General features: G+C 32.9%; 17 protein-coding genes and 1 tRNA gene. 12 read left to right on the forward strand and 6 right to left on the reverse strand.

What is annotated here, in order from left to right:
• The coding region (locus VGE71_RS06765) for a hypothetical protein (protein WP_331137643.1) at positions 1 to 444 on the reverse strand (444 nt) is incomplete at its 3' end.
• A gap of 158 nt (positions 445 to 602) precedes the next feature.
• Between VGE71_RS06765 and VGE71_RS06770 the strand changes: the two genes are divergently transcribed.
• A complete protein-coding gene (locus VGE71_RS06770; RefSeq protein WP_331137644.1) occupies positions 603 to 1,733 on the forward strand; it encodes a matrixin family metalloprotease in 1,131 nt (376 codons plus the stop codon).
• Positions 1,734 to 1,792: 59 nt separating this feature from the next.
• On the opposite strand, the gene VGE71_RS06775 is transcribed toward VGE71_RS06770, so the two are convergent.
• Positions 1,793 to 2,590 (reverse strand): hypothetical protein, encoded by a 798-nt coding sequence (locus tag VGE71_RS06775; RefSeq protein ID WP_331137645.1) that lies wholly within the window; start codon positions 2,588 to 2,590, stop codon positions 1,793 to 1,795.
• A gap of 260 nt (positions 2,591 to 2,850) precedes the next feature.
• Between VGE71_RS06775 and VGE71_RS06780 the strand changes: the two genes are divergently transcribed.
• Positions 2,851 to 4,596: an ABC transporter ATP-binding protein gene (locus VGE71_RS06780; protein ID WP_331137646.1), complete on the forward strand. Its 1,746-nt coding sequence runs from the start codon at positions 2,851 to 2,853 to the stop codon at positions 4,594 to 4,596.
• A 368-nt stretch (positions 4,597 to 4,964) separates the two neighbouring features.
• Here VGE71_RS06780 and alaS read toward each other — a convergent pair whose 3' ends face one another.
• Positions 4,965 to 7,595 (reverse strand): alanine--tRNA ligase, encoded by a 2,631-nt coding sequence (gene alaS / locus VGE71_RS06785; protein WP_331137647.1) that lies wholly within the window; start codon positions 7,593 to 7,595, stop codon positions 4,965 to 4,967.
• A 280-nt stretch (positions 7,596 to 7,875) separates the two neighbouring features.
• On the opposite strand from alaS, the gene VGE71_RS06790 reads away from it, so the two are divergent.
• The 9 genes from VGE71_RS06790 (at position 7,876) to VGE71_RS06830 (ending at position 16,064) form a co-directional block, all read left to right on the forward strand.
• Complete coding sequence (locus tag VGE71_RS06790; protein ID WP_331137648.1) at positions 7,876 to 8,853, forward strand: peptidoglycan DD-metalloendopeptidase family protein; 978 nt, start codon at positions 7,876 to 7,878, stop codon at positions 8,851 to 8,853.
• A gap of 49 nt (positions 8,854 to 8,902) precedes the next feature.
• Positions 8,903 to 9,235 carry a MerR family transcriptional regulator gene (locus VGE71_RS06795; RefSeq protein ID WP_091492704.1) on the forward strand — a complete coding sequence of 111 codons (333 nt, stop codon included), beginning with the start codon at positions 8,903 to 8,905 and terminating at the stop codon, positions 9,233 to 9,235.
• Positions 9,236 to 9,269: 34 nt separating this feature from the next.
• Positions 9,270 to 9,854 (forward strand): LemA family protein, encoded by a 585-nt coding sequence (locus tag VGE71_RS06800; RefSeq protein ID WP_144215207.1) that lies wholly within the window; start codon positions 9,270 to 9,272, stop codon positions 9,852 to 9,854.
• Positions 9,855 to 9,897: 43 nt separating this feature from the next.
• Complete coding sequence (locus VGE71_RS06805) at positions 9,898 to 10,335, forward strand: TPM domain-containing protein (protein WP_331137649.1); 438 nt, start codon at positions 9,898 to 9,900, stop codon at positions 10,333 to 10,335.
• 3 nt (positions 10,336 to 10,338) lie between these two features.
• Positions 10,339 to 11,154, forward strand: a complete 816-nt coding sequence (locus VGE71_RS06810; RefSeq protein ID WP_331137650.1) for a TPM domain-containing protein — start codon at positions 10,339 to 10,341, stop codon at positions 11,152 to 11,154.
• A gap of 93 nt (positions 11,155 to 11,247) precedes the next feature.
• Positions 11,248 to 11,661: an RrF2 family transcriptional regulator gene (locus tag VGE71_RS06815; protein WP_012023964.1), complete on the forward strand. Its 414-nt coding sequence runs from the start codon at positions 11,248 to 11,250 to the stop codon at positions 11,659 to 11,661.
• A gap of 248 nt (positions 11,662 to 11,909) precedes the next feature.
• A complete protein-coding gene (locus VGE71_RS06820; protein WP_331137651.1) occupies positions 11,910 to 14,471 on the forward strand; it encodes a TonB-dependent receptor in 2,562 nt (853 codons plus the stop codon).
• Between the two features lie 206 nt (positions 14,472 to 14,677).
• Positions 14,678 to 15,214 carry a hypothetical protein gene (locus VGE71_RS06825; RefSeq protein WP_331137652.1) on the forward strand — a complete coding sequence of 179 codons (537 nt, stop codon included), beginning with the start codon at positions 14,678 to 14,680 and terminating at the stop codon, positions 15,212 to 15,214.
• A 112-nt stretch (positions 15,215 to 15,326) separates the two neighbouring features.
• Positions 15,327 to 16,064 (forward strand): DUF2490 domain-containing protein, encoded by a 738-nt coding sequence (locus tag VGE71_RS06830; RefSeq protein WP_331137653.1) that lies wholly within the window; start codon positions 15,327 to 15,329, stop codon positions 16,062 to 16,064.
• Positions 16,065 to 16,163: 99 nt separating this feature from the next.
• Here the strand turns inward: VGE71_RS06830 and VGE71_RS06835 are convergent, their stop codons facing one another.
• The 3 genes from VGE71_RS06835 to era form a co-directional block, all read right to left on the reverse strand.
• Positions 16,164 to 18,914 carry an outer membrane beta-barrel protein gene (locus tag VGE71_RS06835; protein ID WP_331137654.1) on the reverse strand — a complete coding sequence of 917 codons (2,751 nt, stop codon included), beginning with the start codon at positions 18,912 to 18,914 and terminating at the stop codon, positions 16,164 to 16,166.
• Between the two features lie 156 nt (positions 18,915 to 19,070).
• Positions 19,071 to 20,381 (reverse strand): ribosome biogenesis GTPase Der, encoded by a 1,311-nt coding sequence (gene der, locus VGE71_RS06840; RefSeq protein WP_331137655.1) that lies wholly within the window; start codon positions 20,379 to 20,381, stop codon positions 19,071 to 19,073.
• A gap of 223 nt (positions 20,382 to 20,604) precedes the next feature.
• Positions 20,605 to 21,486 (reverse strand): GTPase Era, encoded by an 882-nt coding sequence (gene era, locus VGE71_RS06845; protein ID WP_144215214.1) that lies wholly within the window; start codon positions 21,484 to 21,486, stop codon positions 20,605 to 20,607.
• A 117-nt stretch (positions 21,487 to 21,603) separates the two neighbouring features.
• Between era and VGE71_RS06850 the strand changes: the two genes are divergently transcribed.
• Positions 21,604 to 21,676: transfer RNA gene (locus VGE71_RS06850), tRNA-Met, on the forward strand.
• Position 21,677 lies beyond the last annotated feature (1 nt).

Raw genomic sequence — 21,677 nt, forward strand, 5'->3', positions numbered from 1 at the left:
TGGATTTTTCTGTTCTTTTTTGTTTTCAGTATCATAAGTATACGTTTCCTTTGTAATTGAGCCATCTGCATTTTTACTATAAACCCATCTTTTTTTCTCTTCGTTTACTGTTTGCCATACAGTCTTTAAACTTTCATTTTCGTATTCATAAAAAGTTTCCGAATACTTTATTTTCTTTTGGTTTTCGATGTTGTATTCGATTTCACTTACAATTCGATTTTCATTATAATTATATTCAATCCTTTGAAATTTATTGCTTACTGTAACGATCTTATTTGCATTGTATTCAATATTTGTTGTGTAATTTCTCTCCGGATAATCTGGATAAATCGTTTTTAATATTTTCGGCAAAACAACATTTTCATTATATCCATATCCTTCATTAGAACAAGAAAGCAAAAGAAAAGAAACAATTGACAAGGAAAACAACAAGTAATTTTTCATGTTTATTAAAATAAATAATCTACAAAATGAAGCTTTTATCTCAAGATTTATTTTCCACTAAAAGTTATAATTGTAATACTATAAGACATACTTAAGTTATGTTTTAGAAAGATGTTTCTTCTTGTTTTAACTTTGACTTTTCTTTCAAAAAAATGAACATGCAAAGAATTTATGTTTTTTTAATTCCTTTTCTGTTTTTATTATTTTTTTCATGCAATAATGAAGAAAATCAAATCTCTGATAATGAAATTAACTCTTGCAGTTTTAATTATATTGATTTAAAATCTGATCCTACCACAAAACCAAATGCTGCAATTATCAATTGGCCGAGATGGCAAACTGGTCAGACCATTAAAATTAAATTTTTAGATGGAGACGCTGCTACTCAGGAAAAAGTAAAAAAAATTGCCGCTGAATGGACAAAATATGCCAATCTAAAGTTTGAATATGTTACTACAAAAGAATATGCAGATATTAGAATTGGTTTTAATGTTGGAAATTATGGAGCTTGGTCTGTTTTAGGAATGAAATCCGCTTACGGAAATACTGAAGAACAGTCAATGCGTTTAGGCCCTTTAACCTCTTCAAATGAAGCCTCAATAAGAAGAACCATTTTACATGAATTTGGACATGCATTGGGTCTTATTCATGAAAATGCAAGTCCCGCATCAACTATAAAATGGGACTTACCAAAAGTATATCAATACTACGGTGAATTAAACGGTTGGTCCAAAGATGAAGTGGATCAATTTGTTATAAAAAGCCCTGAATCGACCAATTACAGTCAATACGACTCTCTTTCTATTATGCATTATTATGTTGCTCCATCTCTTACAACCAATGGAGTTGGTATAAACGAAATGAGTGACTTATCCATGACCGATATTACATTTATTAATAAATGGTATCCTTATCCTATAAAATCGGTCATAAAATCAGGGGAAAGAATAGATTATATACCGTGGCCACAAGCTATCAAATCATCAAATGGCTTATTTGTTTTGCAATTTAATTCGGGAATACTATCTATTAAAAATCTAACTAATGATACTATAATTTGGGAAAAGGGAAAATCTAATTACAGTAATCGTGCCTCTTGTTATTTACAATCAGACGGAAATCTGGTCATCAAAGGACATGCTTTTGGTTTTGCTGCTCCTGAACAAATAACCTGGACATCTGATACTTCTGGATATCCTGGCGCAACATTACAGTTACAAGATGACGGAGATCTTCAATTAATTTACAATGGATCTGTAAAATGGTCTTCTAAAAAAGGTAAAATCTAAACAAAAAAAATCCCCAATCAACTTTCGCTAATTGGGGATTTTTTTTTGGTAGAAGTTTATTAATAAGTAATTTGAATTTTGAAAGAATCATTTGCGTCTCCAGAAAATACTTCGCTCACAAAATTATTAGAATTGTATTTCGTTTTATATTCTACCGATGAAGTTTGAACAGCTTTTCCGTCAGCGTCATAATTTACTGTTACGCTAGTCAATGCATTATTTGCAGAATGAAAATCAAATTGGTAATCATCACTGTCAACTTGAGCTAAATCTAGTAAAAGTTTTAAACCTGTAATATTAACAAAAGGGCTTTTTTTATTGTCAAATGTATTGGTTGTTTTTTCTTTTAAACCATCATGATATTCAGCAGAAACGATATTACCATTTGCAAATGTGTAAAGAGTGGTAGTATCGTATTTAACTTCCTGTCTGTCGATTATTTGCGATTGATTTACATTGACTGTTCCGTTCGAGTTGTATACAAATGTCAATTTATCTTGGTATGTAGAACTAAACGCTTGTGTAGTTATTTTTGAAACAAGTTTGTTATTCTCGTATGCGTAAACGTCAGTAGAAATTAAAACACTTGATCTAAAATATTCTACTTTAGTGATAACATCTCCAGTGTAAGTGTAAACGTATTTTGAAGCATCAGAAAGTGAAATTTGTTTCAATTTGTTTCCGTCATAAGAAAAAGTGTAATCAAGAGATCCTGACTTTCCGTTTTCAACAGTTGTCAGCGTAATTTTTGTTGGTAAAGCATTTGTTGATGACTCTCCGTCAGAGCTGCTATCATCACTTGAACAAGAGTTAAGAGATAAGGCTAACGCACCTAAAAGGCATAAAAATTTTTTCATTTTGTTTTTGTTGTTAAATTTATTACTGCTGCAAACGTAACATAAGCAAAAACGAAAACCTTACGGCATTCCACATTAATAAATAATTTTCTTTTTTTATACCTAAATCTTAAAAAATATCCTTTTTAGAAAAACAAAAAAACATCAACTTTTACAGGAACTTAACAGCGTTAAAAAATTACATTTTTAATAACAAAAAACATAATCACAAACTAAAACAATTCCTTACTTTTGCATCTTCCATTTTTTTTAAATCACTTATGAAATTATTATATACTTACATCATCAAACATAAAATGCTTCTATTTTTTGCTTTGATAATGGCTTCTATCAACATTTGTTTCAGTTTATCAGACTCAGTAATTACAGGAAAACTAATGCAGGATTGCGGGGTTGGACTGTCAAAATACAAAGGAAACGAAATCGGTTTTATTAAATCTTTGTCTTTCTGGTTGGGACTTTCGCTTGGAGCAGCCATGATTTCTAGAATTACCAAAAACTTTCAGGATTATTTTACGAATGTAGTCATTCAACGTACCGGAGCACAAATGTATACGGACGGAATCAAAAAATCACTCGATCTTCCATATGCAGAATTTGAAGATCAGCGTAGTGGTGAAACATTGAGCAAATTGACTAAAGTTAGAATTGATTCTGAAAAATTAATTACACTTTCTATTTCACTAATTTTCCAAACCATTATCGGTTTCATTTTTGTAATTGTTTATGTGGCAAGAATCGATTTTAGGATTTCTATTATCTTTTTAGTTACAGCTCCAATTATCGCTTTAGTGAGTTTGTATTTAGGAAAGAAAATCAAAATCGTTTCTAGAAAAATCGTTAATCAAACCAATGCACTTGCGGGTTCGACAACAGAAAGTTTACGAAATATCGAATTAGTAAAAAGTCTTGGTTTAACGTATCAAGAAGAGAAGCGTTTAAACTTAAATACCTTTAAAATTCTTCAATTAGAATTGGAGAAAATTCGTTTTATTAGAAGTTTGAGTTTCATCCAGGGAACAACCGTTCACTTTTTGAGAACTTGCGTTGTTTTTGCGCTTTATTATTTCTTATTCGGAGGAAAAATTATTGTTGGTGATTTGTTGACGATGGTATTTTTTACTTTCTTCATTTTTGGTCCTTTACAAGAATTAGGAAACTTTATTATTGCCCTGAATGAAACGAAAGTTTCTATGGAAAATTTCAAAAATTTATTGAATGCTCCAAAAGAATTTCGTCCAAAAAGTCCTAAACATATTGGTGCAATTCAGAAACTACTTTTCGAGAATGTTAGTTTTCAGCATAAAACAGCAAAGTTTAAAGCAGTTGAAAATATTAATTTCGAAATCAAACAAGGACAAACCGTTGCCTTTGTTGGTCCGTCTGGATCTGGAAAAACAACTTTAGTAAAATTATTAGTCGGATTGTATACTCCCGCTGAAGGTCAGGTTTTATACAACGACATTGACTCTACAGATGTTGATTTATTAGATTTAAGAAAACAGCTTGGTTTTGTAACACAAGATGCTCAGTTATTCTCAGGAACCATTCGCGAAAACTTGTTATTTGTAAAACCAAATGCTTCCGACGAAGATTTATACGACGCGCTAAAACGTGCAAGCTGTGATAAACTTCTAAGACGTGCCGAAGATGGCCTAAACACTACAATCGGTGAAGGCGGAATTAAAGTTTCAGGCGGCGAAAAACAACGTTTGTCTATTGCCAGAGCAATCTTAAGAAATCCGAATTTATTGATTTTTGATGAAGCAACTTCTGCTTTAGATTCTATTACAGAAGAAGAAATCAACGATACTATTAGAAATATATCTGATAAAAACAGAATTACAGTTTTAATTGCGCACCGTTTGTCAACCGTAATGCATGCTGATAAAATATTCGTTCTGGAACAAGGTAAAATCATCGAACAAGGTAAACATGATGACTTGATCGTAGAGAAAGGATTGTATTATGCTATGTGGCGCCAGCAGATTGGGGAACGAAAATAACTTTTTAAGGAACTAAGACGCTAAGGTTCTAAGCTGCTAAGTTTTTTTTGCCACAGATTAAAGGATTTAAATGATTAATCTTAACTTTCTTTAATTATAAATAAACCCGACAGGTTTTAAAAACCTGTCGGGTTTATTGTTTGAATTACTTTAAAAGTACTATTTTGTCATTTCGACGAAGGAGAAATCTCCGTAAGAAACTCTACAAAGATTGGCTTTTAGTTATGGAGTTACTTGCGGAGATTTCTCCTTCGTCGAAATGACATAAAATGAGGAAAAATAAAAACCCAACAGATTAAAAAATCTGTCGGGTTTACTTTTGAATTATAAAAACTTAGCAGCTTAGAACCTTAGCACACTTAGAATTTTTATTTAACAAACTCAATTGCTTTTGAAAGCGCCTCAGCAATTCCATCAACATTCTTACCTCCTGCAGTTGCGAAGAAAGGCTGTCCTCCTCCTCCACCTTGGATGTATTTTCCTAATTCACGAACTACTTGTCCAGCGTTTAAGTTTTTGCTTGCTACAATTTCTTTAGAAACATAGCATGTTAACATTGGTTTTCCTTCATGAGCTGTAGCTAAAACAATAAATAAATCGTTATAAGCATTACCTAGCTCGTAAGCCAAATCTTTTGCTCCTTCTGGATTTAAATCTACCTGTTTAGCCAAGAATCGAACTCCATTGATTTCTTGTAATTCTTTAGCTAAATCAGCTTTCATATTTTTAGCTTTATCTTTTAATAAAGCTTCCAATTGTTTTTTCAATTGAGCATTCTCGTCTTGTAAAGCTAAAATCGATTTTACAGGATCTTGAGCATTTTTAAGAGCTTCTTTAATTTCAGCTAAAGAAACAGCTTGTGACTCAAAATATTCTTTTGCAGCTTCACTTGTAATTGCTTCAATCCTTCTGATTCCAGCTGCAACTGCTCCCTCAGAAACAATTTTAAAATGCCAGATATCAGATGTATTCGCAACGTGTGTTCCTCCACATAACTCGACAGAATCTCCGAATTTAATCGTACGAACTAAATCTCCATATTTCTCTCCAAACAAAGCAATTGCACCATCTTCAAGAGCTTGTTCTTTTGGAATTGCTCTTTTCTCAATTAATGGCAAACTCTCACGAATTCTTGCATTTACAAAGTTTTCAACTTCTACTAATTCTTCATCTGTAACTTTAGCAAAATGAGAAAAGTCAAAACGTAAAGATGCATTTCTAACCATCGAACCTTTTTGCTCAATATGAGTTCCTAAAATCTTACGTAAACCTTGGTGCAACAAGTGAGTAGCCGAGTGGTTAGACGAAGTTTTAGCTCTTTGGTTGGCATCAACAACAGCATTAAAAGTTCCAGTAAGATTTTCTGGTAACGATTTTGCTAAATGTACCGTTTGATTATTTTCTTTTTTAGTATCAATAATATAAACGATATCACCGTTTTGTGCTTCTAAGTATCCTTTATCTCCAGTTTGTCCTCCGCTTTCTCCGTAAAATGGAGTTGCATTGAAAACCAATTGGAAAATCTCCCCGTCTTTTGCACTTTCAACTCTACGGTATTTAGTGATTTTCACTTGGTGAGACAATCTGTCATAACCAACAAATTCCTGAACATCGTCTTCAATAATTACATTCCAGTCTCCAGCAGTTACTTTTGATGCTGCACGAGATCTTTCTTTTTGTAATTGTAATTGTTCTTTAAATCCTTCCTCATCTAACTTCAATCCTTTTTCTGAAAGAATCAAAGCCGTTAAATCGATTGGGAATCCGTATGTATCATACAATTCGAAAGCTTTTTTACCATCGATTGTATCGCCAGTATTGTTTAAAATTACAGCATCTAAAAGAATCAATCCTTGATCTAATGTTTTAAGGAAAGAGTTTTCTTCTTCACGAATTACATTTGAACAAAGTGCTTTTTGTGTTCTGATTTCTGGGAAAGAATCTCCCATTTGCTCACTTAGAGTTTCAACCAATTTGAAAATAAATGGTTCTTTAGTTCCTAAGAAAGTAAATCCGTAACGAATAGCGCGACGTAAAATTCTACGAATTACATATCCAGCTCCAGTGTTAGAAGGCAACTGACCATCTGCTATAGCAAAAGCTACCGCACGAACGTGATCTGCTACAACACGAATTGCAATATTTACTTTTTCTTCTGCTTCGTTTGATGCTTTAACAGTATATTTTGCTCCAGTAATTGTTTCGATTTCTCTAATTAATGGCATGAAAACATCTGTATCATAGTTTGATGTTTTTCCTTGTAATGCCATACACAAACGCTCAAATCCCATTCCGGTATCAACGTGTTGTGCTGGAAGTTTTTCTAGAGAACCATCCGCTTTACGGTTGAATTCCATAAATACATTATTCCAGATTTCAACTACTTGTGGGTGATCATTATTCACTAAACTTTTTCCAGAAACTAAAGCTTTTTCTTCTGCAGAACGTAAATCAACGTGAATTTCAGAACAAGGTCCGCATGGTCCTTGATCTCCCATTTCCCAGAAATTGTCTTTTTTATTTCCAAGAATAATTCGGTCTTCATCGATTAAAGTTTTCCAGATATCCCAAGCTTCTTGGTCAAACGGAACGTTATCTTCTTTACTTCCTTCAAAAACAGAAACATAAAGGTTTTCTTTTGGAATTTTATAAACCTCAGTCAATAACTCCCAAGCCCAATTAATTGCTTCTTTTTTGAAATAATCACCAAAAGACCAGTTTCCTAACATTTCGAACATGGTATGGTGATAAGTATCGATACCTACCTCTTCAAGATCATTGTGTTTTCCTGAAACACGAAGACATTTTTGCGTATCGGCTATTCTTGGACTTTTTGGAGTTCCGTTCCCTAAGAAAAATTCTTTAAACTGGGCCATTCCAGAGTTATTGAACATTAGAGTTGGGTCATCTTTAAGGACAATAGGAGCTGATGGGACAATAGTATGTCCTTTACTCTCAAAAAAATCTAAAAATTGTTTACGTACGTCTTGTGATTTCATCTTTTAATTAGAAAATGTGTCTGTTTAATGTGTCAATTTGATAATGTGATAATTAGCAATCATTTCCAATTACTAATGCGTTAATTTTTAAAATCAGAGCTTAAAAACTTATGTTTTACAACAATAAATTCGCTATTTTGCGCATTATATAATTTATGTAATTCTCCCCAAATTATCAAATTATTTTGTTCTTGTAAAAAAGTCCCAAACGACCGAAACATTTAATACTATTGTTCGTCTAAGTTATTTTACAAGCTGCAAAAATAGCGTATTTTAAAATATGGCGAAAGTAAAATATTATTACGACTCAGAAAATCTGGCTTATACGAAAATAAAAACCAGAAAAAGAATAAAAATTGGTTACGCATTACTGTTTTTATTAGCCTCGGCACTATTTGGATTTTTAGTTTTTGTACTATTAATTAATACTCCTTATTTCGAAACCCCAAAAGATCGTTTACAAGCACGTGAAATTGAAAATCTAAAACTTCAATATTCTATTTTGAACAAAAAACTGGACGAAATTGATGAAGTTGCAGACGCACTAGAAGAACGAGACAACAACATCTACAGAATTTATTTTAATAAAACTGAAATTCCAGATTCTATTAGAAAAGCAGGTTTTAGAAATCCCGAAAGATATAAAGCCTTAGAAGGCTATAATAATTCGCAGTTGGTATTAAACACCACAAAAAGAATCGATAAGCTTTCTAAACAATTGGCCATTCAATCCAAATCTTTAGATGACATTTTAAAATTGGCTGGAGCTAAAGAAAATTTATTGTTAGCAATTCCTGCCATTCAGCCAGTTCGAAATGAAAATTTAAAACGTGTCGCGTCAGGTTTTGGATATCGTATTGATCCTTTCACGAAAGTGAGAAAAATGCATAATGGTATGGATTTCACAGCAAATACAGGTGCTCCAATCTATGCAACTGGAGATGGCGTTGTAGCGAGAGCTGACAATACTGCTTCTGGATATGGGAATCATATTGTGATCAGGCATGGTTTTGGTTATGAAAGTTTATACGCTCATTTAAGCAAGTATAATTGTAAACCAGGACAACATGTCAAACGAGGAGATGTGATTGGCTTTGTTGGAAGTACAGGAAGATCTGAAGGACCACACTGTCATTATGAAGTTCATAAAGATGGTAAAGTTGTAAATCCTTTGAATTTTTATTACGGAAATATTTCGGCTGCAGAATATGTGGCAATTTCACAAATGGCCAACCAAGAAAACCAATCATTAGATTAATATTCCGAAAAAATAGTATTTTTGAAGTAAAATAGAAAAAAACGAATCCATGCATATTGAACTTTCTAAAGACAAAAGATATTACAGTATTGGCGAAGTTGCCAAAGCTTTTAATGTCAATGCTTCTTTAATACGCTTTTGGGACAGCGAATTTGATATTCTAAAACCTAAAAAAAATGCGAAAGGAAACAGAATGTTCACGCCTGAAGATATTACCAACCTGCAATTAATTTACCATTTAGTAAAAGAAAGAGGTTTTACACTTGAAGGAGCCAAAATACACTTAAAAGAAGGTCAGAAGAAAACGTTAGATAAATTCGAAATAATACGTAAATTAGAGTCGATAAAAACGCAATTGAACGACATCAAAAACGAATTGTAATTAAAACTAGAAATAAACTTAAATCAAAACAAATATGAAAAAGTGGTTAATCCCTGTAGGAATTATTATAGCACTTATTGCTATCATCGCATTTTGGTCGATTGGTATTAAAAATACTGCTTTGCAACACAGCCAAGCTGTAAATAAAGAATGGGGAAATGTTCAAACGGCTTACCAAAGACGTAATGATCTTATCGGGAATTTAGTAAACACTGTAAAAGGTGCCGCTGATTTTGAAAAAGGAACTTTAACAGCAGTAATCGAAGCTCGTGCAAAAGCGACTTCTGTAACTATTGATCCAAGCAACGTTACACCAGAACAATTAGCAGCATTTAATCAAGCTCAAAGTGGTGTATCTTCATCATTATCAAGATTATTGGTTTCTGTTGAGCAATATCCAACTTTAAAAACAAATGAAAATTTCTTAAAGTTACAGGATGAATTAGCTAGTACTGAAAACCAAATTTTGACTGCTAGAACTCGTTTTAACGAAGCTGTACAAGTTTACAATGGTTATGTTTTAAAAATTCCAAACAACTGGTTCTTGAGCGAATACAAAGAAAAACCATACTTTGAAGCATCTACTGGAGCAGATAAACCTGTTGAAGTAAAATTCTAAACAGTAATCTAAAATCTACAATCAAAACTCTAAAATCATTTCCATGTCAAAAGTAGAAGATTTTTTAACCAAAGAAGAAGAGCAGGAAATTGTTGAAGCTATTCGTATGGCCGAAAATAATACTTCTGGCGAAATTAGAGTTCATATAGAAAAAACAACTTCTAAAGCTCATTATGATAGAGCTTTAGAAGTTTTTCATGATTTACGAATGGATGAAACTAAATTGCAAAATGGTGTTTTACTCTATTTTGCAGTTGAAGACAAAAACTTCGTGATTTGTGGCGATAAAGGAATCAATGACCTTGTTGCAAATGATTTTTGGGATTGTACCAAAGATGTAATGACCAATCATTTTAAATCCGGAAATTTTAAACAGGGTATCGTCGATGGTATTTTAAATGCCGGAGAACAACTTAAAAAATATTTCCCATCTCAGGAAGATGATATCAACGAATTATCTAACGAAATCTCAAAAGGATAAATAATGAAAAAATTCAAAAATAAAATCCCAAATACCACTAGAATTTTTCAGATTACTCTTTTGTTTATCTCATTTTTTATCAGCAATACTACTTTTGCGCAATTTGAGATTCCTAAAAAACCAAGCTTTCAGACTTCTATTTACGATTATGCAAACGTTTTAAGTTCTACAGAGAAATCTCAATTAGAAGAAAAATTAATTCGTTATTCTGATTCTACCTCTACTCAAATTGTTGTTATTACTATCGAAAGCTTAAAGGGAGAAGATATTGGTATTCTTACTCCAAAATGGGCGCAAGAATGGGGAATCGGACAAGCTAAGGAAGATAACGGAGTTTTAATTTTATTGGCTAAAGCCGAAAGAAGAATCTGGATTTCTCCAGGTTACGGACTTGAAGACCGATTAACTGCTGGTATAGGTGGAGAAATTACTCGAAATATTATCATTCCAGAATTTAAAAAAGGAAGTTATTACAATGGACTTGACAAAGGAGCCGATGCTCTTTTTGATGTTTTTAGAGGAAAATACAAAGGCGAACGCAAACAAAATAAAGGACAAGACTTTCCAATATTGCCATTTATTGTAATTGTCGTAATTATTCTAATTCTACTTTCACGAAATAAAAAAGGCGGTGGTAATTCGGGCAATAACGGCGGCGGACCAAGTCTTCTAGATGTTATAATTCTTAGTAATCTTGGAAGAAGCGGCGGTGGCGGCGGATTTGGAGGTTTCGGAGGCGGATCATCTGGCGGCGGAGGCTTCGGCGGTGGTTTTGGAGGCGGCGGATTCTCTGGAGGTGGTTCCGGAGGAAGCTGGTAATTTATTTTGCTTCTAATTTTCTTTGTTTCAGCTTTCAAGTTTAGGTTTCAATATTAAAAAATCATACATTTACACTTTACAATTTATTAATAGATGTTATCACATAAAGCAAAATACGCCCTTAAGGCCTTACTTTATTTAGCAGAACAAGACGAAAATCACATTTCTAGAACAGTAGAAATTGCTGATGGCGCCAACATTCCTAAAAAGTTTTTAGAGCAGATTCTTTTAGATCTAAAACGAGGACGTTTTGTGAGTAGTAAGCAGGGAAAATTTGGCGGATATTATCTAATTAAATCCAAAAATGACATCACTTTGGCAGAAATTCACCGATTATTTGACGGTGCAATTGCACTTTTGCCATGCGCTTCCTTAAATTTTTACGAGCCTTGCTCTGATTGTAAAACCGAGTCTGAATGCAGTCTACGTCACGGTTTAATGCTTATTAGAGACAAAACTTTGAAGGCCATGGAAGGTATCACAATCGCTTCATTAGTGAAGAAATAAAAAAATATTTCCTAAAGTCTAGTAAATCGATAGAATTAATTATATATTTGCCAAAAATAATTAACTAATCATTTACAAAATTTTAACTCATGAAAGTACATTCTAGTAAATCAGGTGGAAAAAATCTTTTGCAAAAAAACTATAATTATAAATTCACAACTGTGAATACCACTTCATTTATGATGTGTATGTGTTGGTAAAAAAAATTTAATTTTAAATTCTACTAATCACATATACTTAATATAAAAATGAAAACATCAATACAAAATATCTTTACAATATTATTCTTTTTAACTTTCTCTATTTCATTCGCTCAAAACATTGAAGGTGTAGTTACAACAAGTGAAAACATACCTTTAGAAGCTGTAAACGTAGTAATTAAAGGAACAACTCATAGCGCTGTTACAGACAATAGCGGTAAATTCGTAATAGACTCTGAAGGGAGATTACCACTAACTCTTTTAATTCAGTATGTTGGATATAAAACAACTGAACTTGATTTAACTGCAATTCCTGCAAATCCAATTCAGGTTGCTCTTAAAGAAGAAAACGAGCTTATTGAAGTTGTGGTTTCTTCAAGAAGAAGAATCGAAAAAGTTCAGGATGTACCAATTGCCATTTCTGTAATTACTGGAAAACAGGCAGAACAAACTGGAGCTTTCAATGTGAATCGTATTAAAGAATTAGTTCCTTCAGTTCAATTATATTCTTCAAATCCAAGAAATACTGGTATCAACATCAGAAGTTTAGGTTCTCCGTTCGGATTGACAAATGACGGAATTGATCCAGGAGTTGGTTTTTATGTAGACGGTGTTTATTATGCACGTCCAGCGGCAACTACTTTAGACTTTATCGATGTAGAACAGATTGAGGTTTTACGTGGCCCTCAAGGTTCTTTATTTGGAAAAAACACCACTTCGGGAGCATTCAATATTACTACTCGTAAACCAAGCTTTAATTCTGGTGCTGATTTTGAAGTGAGTTACGGAAATTATAATTTCTTGCAAGCCAAAGCTTCTATTACTGGTGCACTTGGCAGTAAAGTTGCTGGTAGAATATCTTTTTCTGGTACACAACGCGACGGTTTAATTGATAACGTTGCAACAGGAAGACCTACAAATACACTAAACAATCAAGGAATTAGAGGTCAATTACTTTGGACTCCAACTGTAAATACTAATGTAATATTTGCTGCTGATATCACAACACAACGTCCAGACGGATATGCGCAGGTTGTGGCTGGTGTCGCTCCAACTCAAAGAGCTGCTTACAGACAATTTGATGCTATTATTGCCGATTTAAACTATCAGCTTCCGAGCTTGAATGCTTTTGACCGCAAAATCGATCATGATACTCCTTGGCGCTCTAATCAGGATATGGGAGGTTTCTCTTTAAATATTGACACCAAAATTGGCGGCGGAACACTTACTTCTACAACTGCATGGCGTTTCTGGAACTGGGATCCATCAAATGATAGAGATTTTACAGGATTACAAGTATTAGCTAAATCTCAAAACCCAACAAGACAAACACAAATTACACAAGAAGTTCGTTACGCAGGACAAATTACTTCGAAAATTAGTGGTGTTGCAGGAGTATTCTTTATTGATCAAACTTCACAAACTGATGGAACTGAAGAATCTGGAAATGCACAATGGAGATTTGCCCAAAGTTCAACAAGCAATTTATGGAAAACCCCAGGTCTTTTTGAAGGATACGGAATTAAAACTGATGCAAACATTAGAGCTTCTAGTGCTGCAGTATTTGGTCAGATTGATTGGGCAATTACTGATCGTCTTCATATTTTACCAGGTTTACGTTATAATTTTGACAAAAAAGATGCCCACTATTCTCGTACTACTTATGGAGGCTTACAAACAACAGATCCAGCATTACTTGCTTTGAAAAAACAAGTATATTCAGATCAAGCATTCGATTCGAGTACAGATAACACAGATTTTTCAGGAAATATTACTGCTAATTTTAAAGCAACTGACAAAATCAATATTTATGGAACTTTTGCTAAAAGTTACAAACCAGTTGGTGTAAACGTAGCTGGACTTCCAACAAATTCTGCAGGTCAGCCATTAACGGAGCTTGCTGTAATTAAACCAGAAAAAGTATATCATTATGAAGCGGGAATAAAAACCTCTCCATTCAAAAATTCAATTTTTAATTTAACATTCTTCAATACTGAAATTAAAGATTTTCAAACTAACGTTCAGGCAGCCGAATTGGGTGTAAATCGTGGCTATCTTGCAAATGCAGATAAAGTACGTGTGAGAGGTGCTGAATTAGATGCCAGTTTTGTGATCAACTCTCATTTAACAATTAATGGTGCTGCTACTTATACAGATGGTAAATATGTAAAATTTACAAATGCACCACTTCCTCTAGAAGAAACAGGAAAAACTGTTGACGGAGTTCAAGTAGCTTACAAAGATGTTTCAGGAACTGATCTTCCGGGTGTTTCAAGATGGGCAGGATCTTTGGGAGGCGAACTTTCTGATAATGCAAGATTCTTTGGAAATGCAGGAAAAATTTTCTTAGCAGTTGATTCTTATGCACGCTCTGAATTTTCATCAAGTCCGTCTGCTTCTAAATATTTAGTGGTTCAGGGTTATGTTATATTTAATGCTCGTTTAGGTTTCCGTGCTACAGATGGCTTATCTGTTCACTTTTGGGGACGTAACCTTTTAAATAAAGATTATTATGAACAATTATTACCAGCAGGTGGAAATACTGGACAATATGCCGGAGTTTTAGGAGATCAGAGGACTTACGGAATTACATTGAAATACAGTTTATAACCTTAAATTTAAAACTAAAAACTAAAGTAACGAGATACTTAATAGTATCTCGTTTTTTTATACAAAAAACTGAAACTGTTATTATAAAAACTTTTAAAGGCAATTATTTTGCTCTTAAACATTGAAATTTACTGTCATTTTGAGTAAATGATTCTTCTTTTTATCTGGAGATCCATTAGTATTAATAAGAATAAATCAAGTATTAAATGCAGCAATATTACAATTTTACGGCATCATCTACTGAGATTTCATACGATCCTTATTGGTATGAAAGACCTAACATTACCCTAAATGCCTCTATTGGCATATTTCTTTTAGTTTTGGGATTTTTGATATTATCTTTCAAAGAAGCAATCTACATTTCTGCTATTCTAATTTCTCTCCTATTTATTAACATCTACTATTTCTCGAAAATTAAAAATAGAACACGATTTGTTTTTAATAAAACAGACGATATGTTTTATAAAACTACTCCATTTGGTAAAAAGAAAATGATTAAACTGAGTGCTATTTCAGACATTTCTACCAAATCAAAATTAAAAAGTTTCTACTATATTCTGTACTCCAAAAATAATGATGTCATCAAAAAGATTCGATTAACTGCTAATATAAAAAACAAAAATCAAAACAATCCAGAGGTTCGTTTTTTAGAAATGGAAATAATCCCAAAGCTTGAATCATTTTTAGACTTAGACAAAAAAACTTTACTGTTTTTTAATTCAGAAAATTGCGCTCCTATTTAACACCTCTCAAAAGAATCACAAAATCAACAAAAAAACACAAGAAAAAAATAAATGCAATCGTGATTCATATATTACTCTTTACATATATTCGCAGCTTCAATTTAGGATTTGAATGAAGATTTTGAGATTACTATTTATTTTAAGCTTTACTAGTTTTGTTTTGTCGGCGCAAAATGTAAAGAAAACAGATCAGCAAACACTGACCTGGATTCGGTATTACAACATCTTTCCCTTAAGCGAAAAGTGGGCTATTCATTCCGAATTTGACAATCGAAGTTTTGTCAATCCCATTCACGAAAACCTTTTTGTCATAAGATCTCAGGCTCGTTATAGAGCAACCAAGTTAATGGATTTTGGTGCTGGAATTGCTTATTTTAATGTGAATACTCAAAATCCTAACGTCGATCCTGATTATTCTGTTCCTGAATATCGTGCACAACAGGACATGACACTTATCAATGATATTGCTAAAATTACCTTTCATAATCGTTTTCAATTAGAAGAGCGTTTTATACAAAAAGCAGATAAAAACGGGCTTCTTAATGATTTTTCATTTGCATATCGATTTAGGTATCGTTTGCAATCTATGTTTACACTTTGGGAGAAAGAAAAACAAAGTATCAAAGGAACTATTTCTGATGAAGTTTTATTCAATTACGGAAAAGACAATCGCAGAAATACTTTTGATCAAAACCGATTTTACGTAGCCTTACGCTATCATTTTAATCCTAATATTGGTGTAGAATTGGGTTATTTAAAGAACTTTCAAAGACGTTCCAGTGGCGTAGATTTTTACGATCGTGATATTATCCGACTTACGGTTTATCATAGAATTAATCGTAAGTTTTAGATTTTAGATTTTCTAATAAAAAAACCGGCAAATCAAAATTGATTTGCCGGTTTTTTATTCTTTGTCCCTTTGTCTCTCTGGGCCTTTGTCCCTCAAGAACTACGCTCCTCTCTGCTTTCTTCCTTTTTTGCTATCTGCAAAATTTCCAATTTTATAAGCCAAAGAAAACATCACATATCTTTTTAAAACTGTATTCTCTTCATCACGAATCGATGTTGACGAAATAGTTCTAGTTGCACTTTGGTTTTGATTTAAGACATCATATACTTTCACTTTTGCATATAGTTTTTTGTCTAGGAAACCATAAGATAAACTTGTATTCCAAAGAAAGAAATCTTTCTTAAAATCACCTGAAATATTTGAATTATAAGTGTATCCAAAATCATTTCCGAAAATCAAATTGGCTGGCCAATAAGAAGTGGTCTGCATATTAATTCTATGAATTACATTTGAAGTTGCATCTCTTGAAAAGTTTTCATATTTCGTTTCGTTGTATGACATACTATAAGACGGAGCAATCGAAAGCACTTCTCCATAATCATAAGACATATAAACACTCGGTGTTACAACGATAGATTTTGCATTGTATAGAACGGCATTGGTAAATCCTTTATCAAAATTGTAATTACCGCTTAAACGAAGACCATATCTTAAGGTATGTGCATCTTTTTTAATCTGCTGATTCCAGTTCCCGCCCATAGACATCGAATAAGTTCCCGAAATATTCACATAAGTCGTATTTCTTTTTCCGCTATCGTCATAAATAGAAGTCGAAACGATATCATTATTATAATAATCTCCTCTAAGATAAACGCTGTAACCGGAACGTGATCTAAAATCAAAATTTTTGAAATCAATTCCTGCACTATTTTTCTCAACAGGATTTAAGTCAGGATTTCCAATTACACTATTCAGCGGATTATTTAAATTTGCGACAGGCATTAATTGGTTTGCAGACGGAAGCGCATTTGAATAGTCATATTTAAACGTCAAATTTTTTGAACGATCAAACTTGTATCGAAGTTGTGCATTTCCAAAAGGAAGTATGTATCTTTTATTCAAATCTGTTGCTTGATTTAAATACAAAGAATGGTTATCAAACTCTACAATTGAAGTTCTGGAATTCAAATTAAGTGTAAATTTATTCTTCTGCAATGTAATTCCAACCTTTGGAGAAATCGAATTCTGCTTCGATGAAGTAAAATTTGTCAACGATGTATTTAAATTAGAATACCGATCTGTTGATTCATCAAAATCAAATGTTTTTTGATCGTTATCTGAATTCTGCCAGTTTAAATCAGTCCCAAAACGTACACGAAGCGAATCTGTAATTGGCTCAGTATATTCAATATCAAAAGCGTAAGAATTGCTTTTTGAATTATTTTTTGCGTTTTGATTTCTTTCATCATTCGGTTTTCCATCTTGATGAAAAATAGTTTCAGAAATGTTAATTCCGTTCGAATTATTTTTAGAGTTGTTATTATTAAAAACAACACTTAGATTTCGTGATTTTTTTTCAAATACTTTATTGAAGTTGATACTATTTGCAAAGTTTGTATTTGAACCTTCTGTATGAGAAGTTGATGTACTTTCGTTCAAAGGATCACCGTTTTGATCTACAGACGAAGTAAACGAAGAATTGGTATTATTCGAATTAGACTGATTTAAATTTGGAGCCACAACAAGACGCATTGTGGGATCGATTTTATATTCTAATTGAAAATTGGCATTATTTCCTGTATTTTCATTTTTACTTTTAGAATCAGATTCTGTCACAATATTTCCAGTTGGCAAAAAACTAACCTGATTCGATTTACTATCGTTTTTAGTTACAGCATTTGTAAAATTGTAACTGCTCATAAACTCCAAATCTTTTGTCCAATCATCAGAATAATTAATTCCGGCCAAAGTAGATTGTGTAATTCCTTTTCCACCACTACTCGCTCCTTGATTACCACCTCTTGCATTTCTTCCGCCACCCATATTATCAAAAACCTCATCCATAGAAAATCCAGTTGAATTGATATTATTTGAAGAAGCCAAAACACTAATTTTTTGTTTGTTTTTGAAAAAATTCATCATCAAACTGCTCTCGTAGCGCTCGTCTGAGCCATATCCGCCAAGAACTTTACCAAAATATCCTTTGTTTTTCTTTTCGTCAATGGTAATATTTATACTCGAATAATCTGAAGTAGACTCTTGTTTGGCAAGTTCTTCTTTTTTGGTTTTAAAATCAGAAACTTGTACTTTTTTAATAATATCTGCTGGAAGATTTTTAATGGCAATAGCACCATCTTTATCAAAAAATGCTTTTCCGTTGACTAAAACCTGATTGACTTCTCGCCCATTTACTGTAATTTTTCCAGAATTATCAACATCAAAACCTGGTAATTGCTTCAATAAAGTTTCCACATTCGCATCTGGACGAACCTTATACGAAGGAGCATTAAATTCTAAAGTATCTTTTTTAATAGTAATTGGCGGTGCTTCAGATTTTACAATTACTTCGTTCAGAACATTTGCATTTTCAATCATATACAATTTTCCAAAGTCTTTACTTTCTGTAAGTCCTTTTAATTCTTCAAAGTAAGTTTGATAGCCTGTATAATTTACTTTTAGGAAAACTGGTTTCTCAAACTTTTTAGTATTGATAATAAAATTTCCGTTTTTATCCGTCGTAGCATATTCAATCATAGTAGAATCTTTTACAGTGGTAAAATAAACGGTAGCAAGTTCAAGTGGAAGCTGTGTATTGATATCTATCACAGTACCTTTAACAACAATATTGTTTTGGGCATTTGCCGAATAAACAAAAAACAAAAACAATAAAAAGGAATAAAATCTGGTCATAAAATTAGGTTAGTTAGAACAATAAGACTTAAAAAAATGCAAAAGGTTTAATTGTGTTTTTCACATTTATTCAAATATAATGCCAATAAAAAATCAATCTTGTAATTATTTAAAAACCAGACATAAAAAAGTCCCCTGATTTCGGGGACTTTCATTTTATTTTTCTCTAATATAAATATCGATTGGAACTCCTGCAAAATCCCATTTCTCTCTAATTTTATTCTCCAGATATCGCTTATAAGGCTCTTTAACGTATTGAGGTAAATTAGCAAAAAATACAAATTGCGGAGTTGCGGTTGGTAACTGCATGCAATATTTAATTTTTACATATTTCCCTTTCATCGCTGGCGGCGGATAAGATTCAATTACTTTCAACATATATTCGTTGAATTTTGAAGTTGGAATTCTTTGTTTTCTATTTTCGAAAACCTGAACCGTAGCTTCAAGTGCTTTCAATAAACGTTGTTTTGTTAAAGCAGAAACGAATAAAATCGGCACATCTGTAAAAGGCATCAACTCTTTTTTGATTTTCTCTTCGTAGTCACGAGTTGACATGGTATCTTTTTCTACCAAATCCCATTTGTTTACCAAGATTACAACACCTTTACGGTTTTTCTCAGCCAACCAAAAAATACTTTGGTCTTGACCTTCAAATCCGCGTGTTGCGTCGATAACTAATATACAAATATCTGCATGCTCGATTGCTCTAACAGAACGCATTACAGAGTAAAACTCTAAATCTTCTTTTACTTTTGCTTTACGACGAATTCCCGCAGTATCTACCAAGTTAAATTCGAAACCAAAACGATCAAATTTAGTATCAATTGCATCACGTGTTGTTCCTGCAATATCAGTTACGATATAACGATCTTTACCAATTAATGCATTAATAAAACTAGATTTCCCCGCATTTGGACGACCTACAACTGCGAAACGCGGTAAATCTTCTTTAACCTCAATCTCTGGTTTTTCTGGAAAAGCTTCAATTAAAGCATCTAATAAATCTCCTGTTCCACTTCCTGAAATACTTGCGAAAGTATAATAATCACCTAAACCAAGGTTGTAAAACTCAATTGCATCTTTCTCACGCATTGCGTTATCAACCTTATTTACAGCTAATAAAACTGGTTTTGTTACTTTACGAAGCAATTTCGCAACAGTTTCATCCATTGGCGTAATCCCTTCTTCAACATCAACCACAAAAATAATAACATCGGCTTCGTCGATAGCAAGTTCTACCTGTTTACGAATTTCGCCTTCGAAAACGTCATCAGACCCTCGAACGTATCCACCTGTATCAATGACAGAAAACTCTTTTCCGTTCCACTCGCTTTTACCATAGTTTCTATCACGGGTAACCCCAGATACTGAATCTACAATAGCTTCTCTTCTTTGTATCAGCCTATTAAACAGGGTCGATTTCCCTACGTTAGGTCTTCCTACTATCGCAACAATGTTATTATTCATTTTTTTGAATTTTAGATTCTAGATTTACAATTCCAGATTTCGTTTTTGACTAAATCCCAATATATTATAAATCTAAAATGCCTTATTTAAATTTTTTGCAAAGGTAGTTAAAAAAAGTTGCTGAGCTACTAAGTTTCTAAGTACCTAAGTTTTTATATTTTTTAGTCGCAGTCCCAATCACAGTTTTCAGACTGAGACTGTAAACTGCGACTGAAAATTCTTTTTACTGATTATATCCGAAACGTTTCAACATGTTAGCGTTGCTTCTCCAGTTTTTGTTCACTTTTACGTAAAGTTCAATGTGAATTTGTTTTCCGAAGAATTTCTCTAAATCGGCACGAGCATCTGTTCCTACTTTTTTCAAAGCAGCACCTTTATGTCCGATAATGATTCCTTTTTGTGTATCACGTTCTACCATGATCACAGAGCGAATTCTGATAATATTTTCATCTTCGTGAAATTCTTCTGTTACGATTTCAACTGCATACGGAATCTCTTTGCTGTAATTCAATAAGATTTTTTCACGAATCGTTTCGTTTACAAAGAAACGTTCTGGTTTATCTGTTAATTGATCTTTTGGATAATATGCTGGAGATTCTGGCAATAATTCGATAATTCTTCCGAACACTTCTGGTACATTGAAATTCTGCAAAGCCGAAATTGGGAAAATCTCTGCATTTGGCACTTTTTCTTTCCAGAAAGAAACTTGTTGTTCTAATTGTTCTTGGTTTGAATTGTCAATTTTATTTAAAAGCAATAAAACTGGAATCTTAGCGTGAATGATTTTCTTAAAGAAATCTTCGTCTTTAAGATCTTGCTCACCGATTTCGACCATGTAGATTAAAATATCAGCATCTTCAAAAGCTGATTTTACAAAATTCATCATCGATTCCTGCATTTCGTAGGCCGGTTTGATGATTCCTGGAGTATCAGAAAGGACCAATTGAAAGTCTTCTCCATTTACAATTCCCAGAATTCTATGGCGTGTTGTTTGTGCTTTAGAGGTAATAATTGATAATCGCTCTCCAACGAAAGCGTTCATCAATGTTGATTTTCCAACATTTGGATTTCCGATAATGTTTACAAAACCTGCTTTATGTGACATTTGCATACTATTTTAGGATGCAAAGGTAGTCATATCAAGTCAATACAGAAAATAAAACATTTTTTAAAGTTTTCGTTGGATTTCTAAAAAATCGGCGTATCTTTGCACCCGAAACATCGCGGGATAGAGCAGTAGGCAGCTCGTCGGGCTCATAACCCGAAGGTCACAGGTTCGAGTCCTGTTCCCGCTAC

The sequence above is a fragment of the Flavobacterium sp. genome (genome assembly GCF_036405015.1).
Lineage (GTDB): Bacteria > Bacteroidota > Bacteroidia > Flavobacteriales > Flavobacteriaceae > Flavobacterium.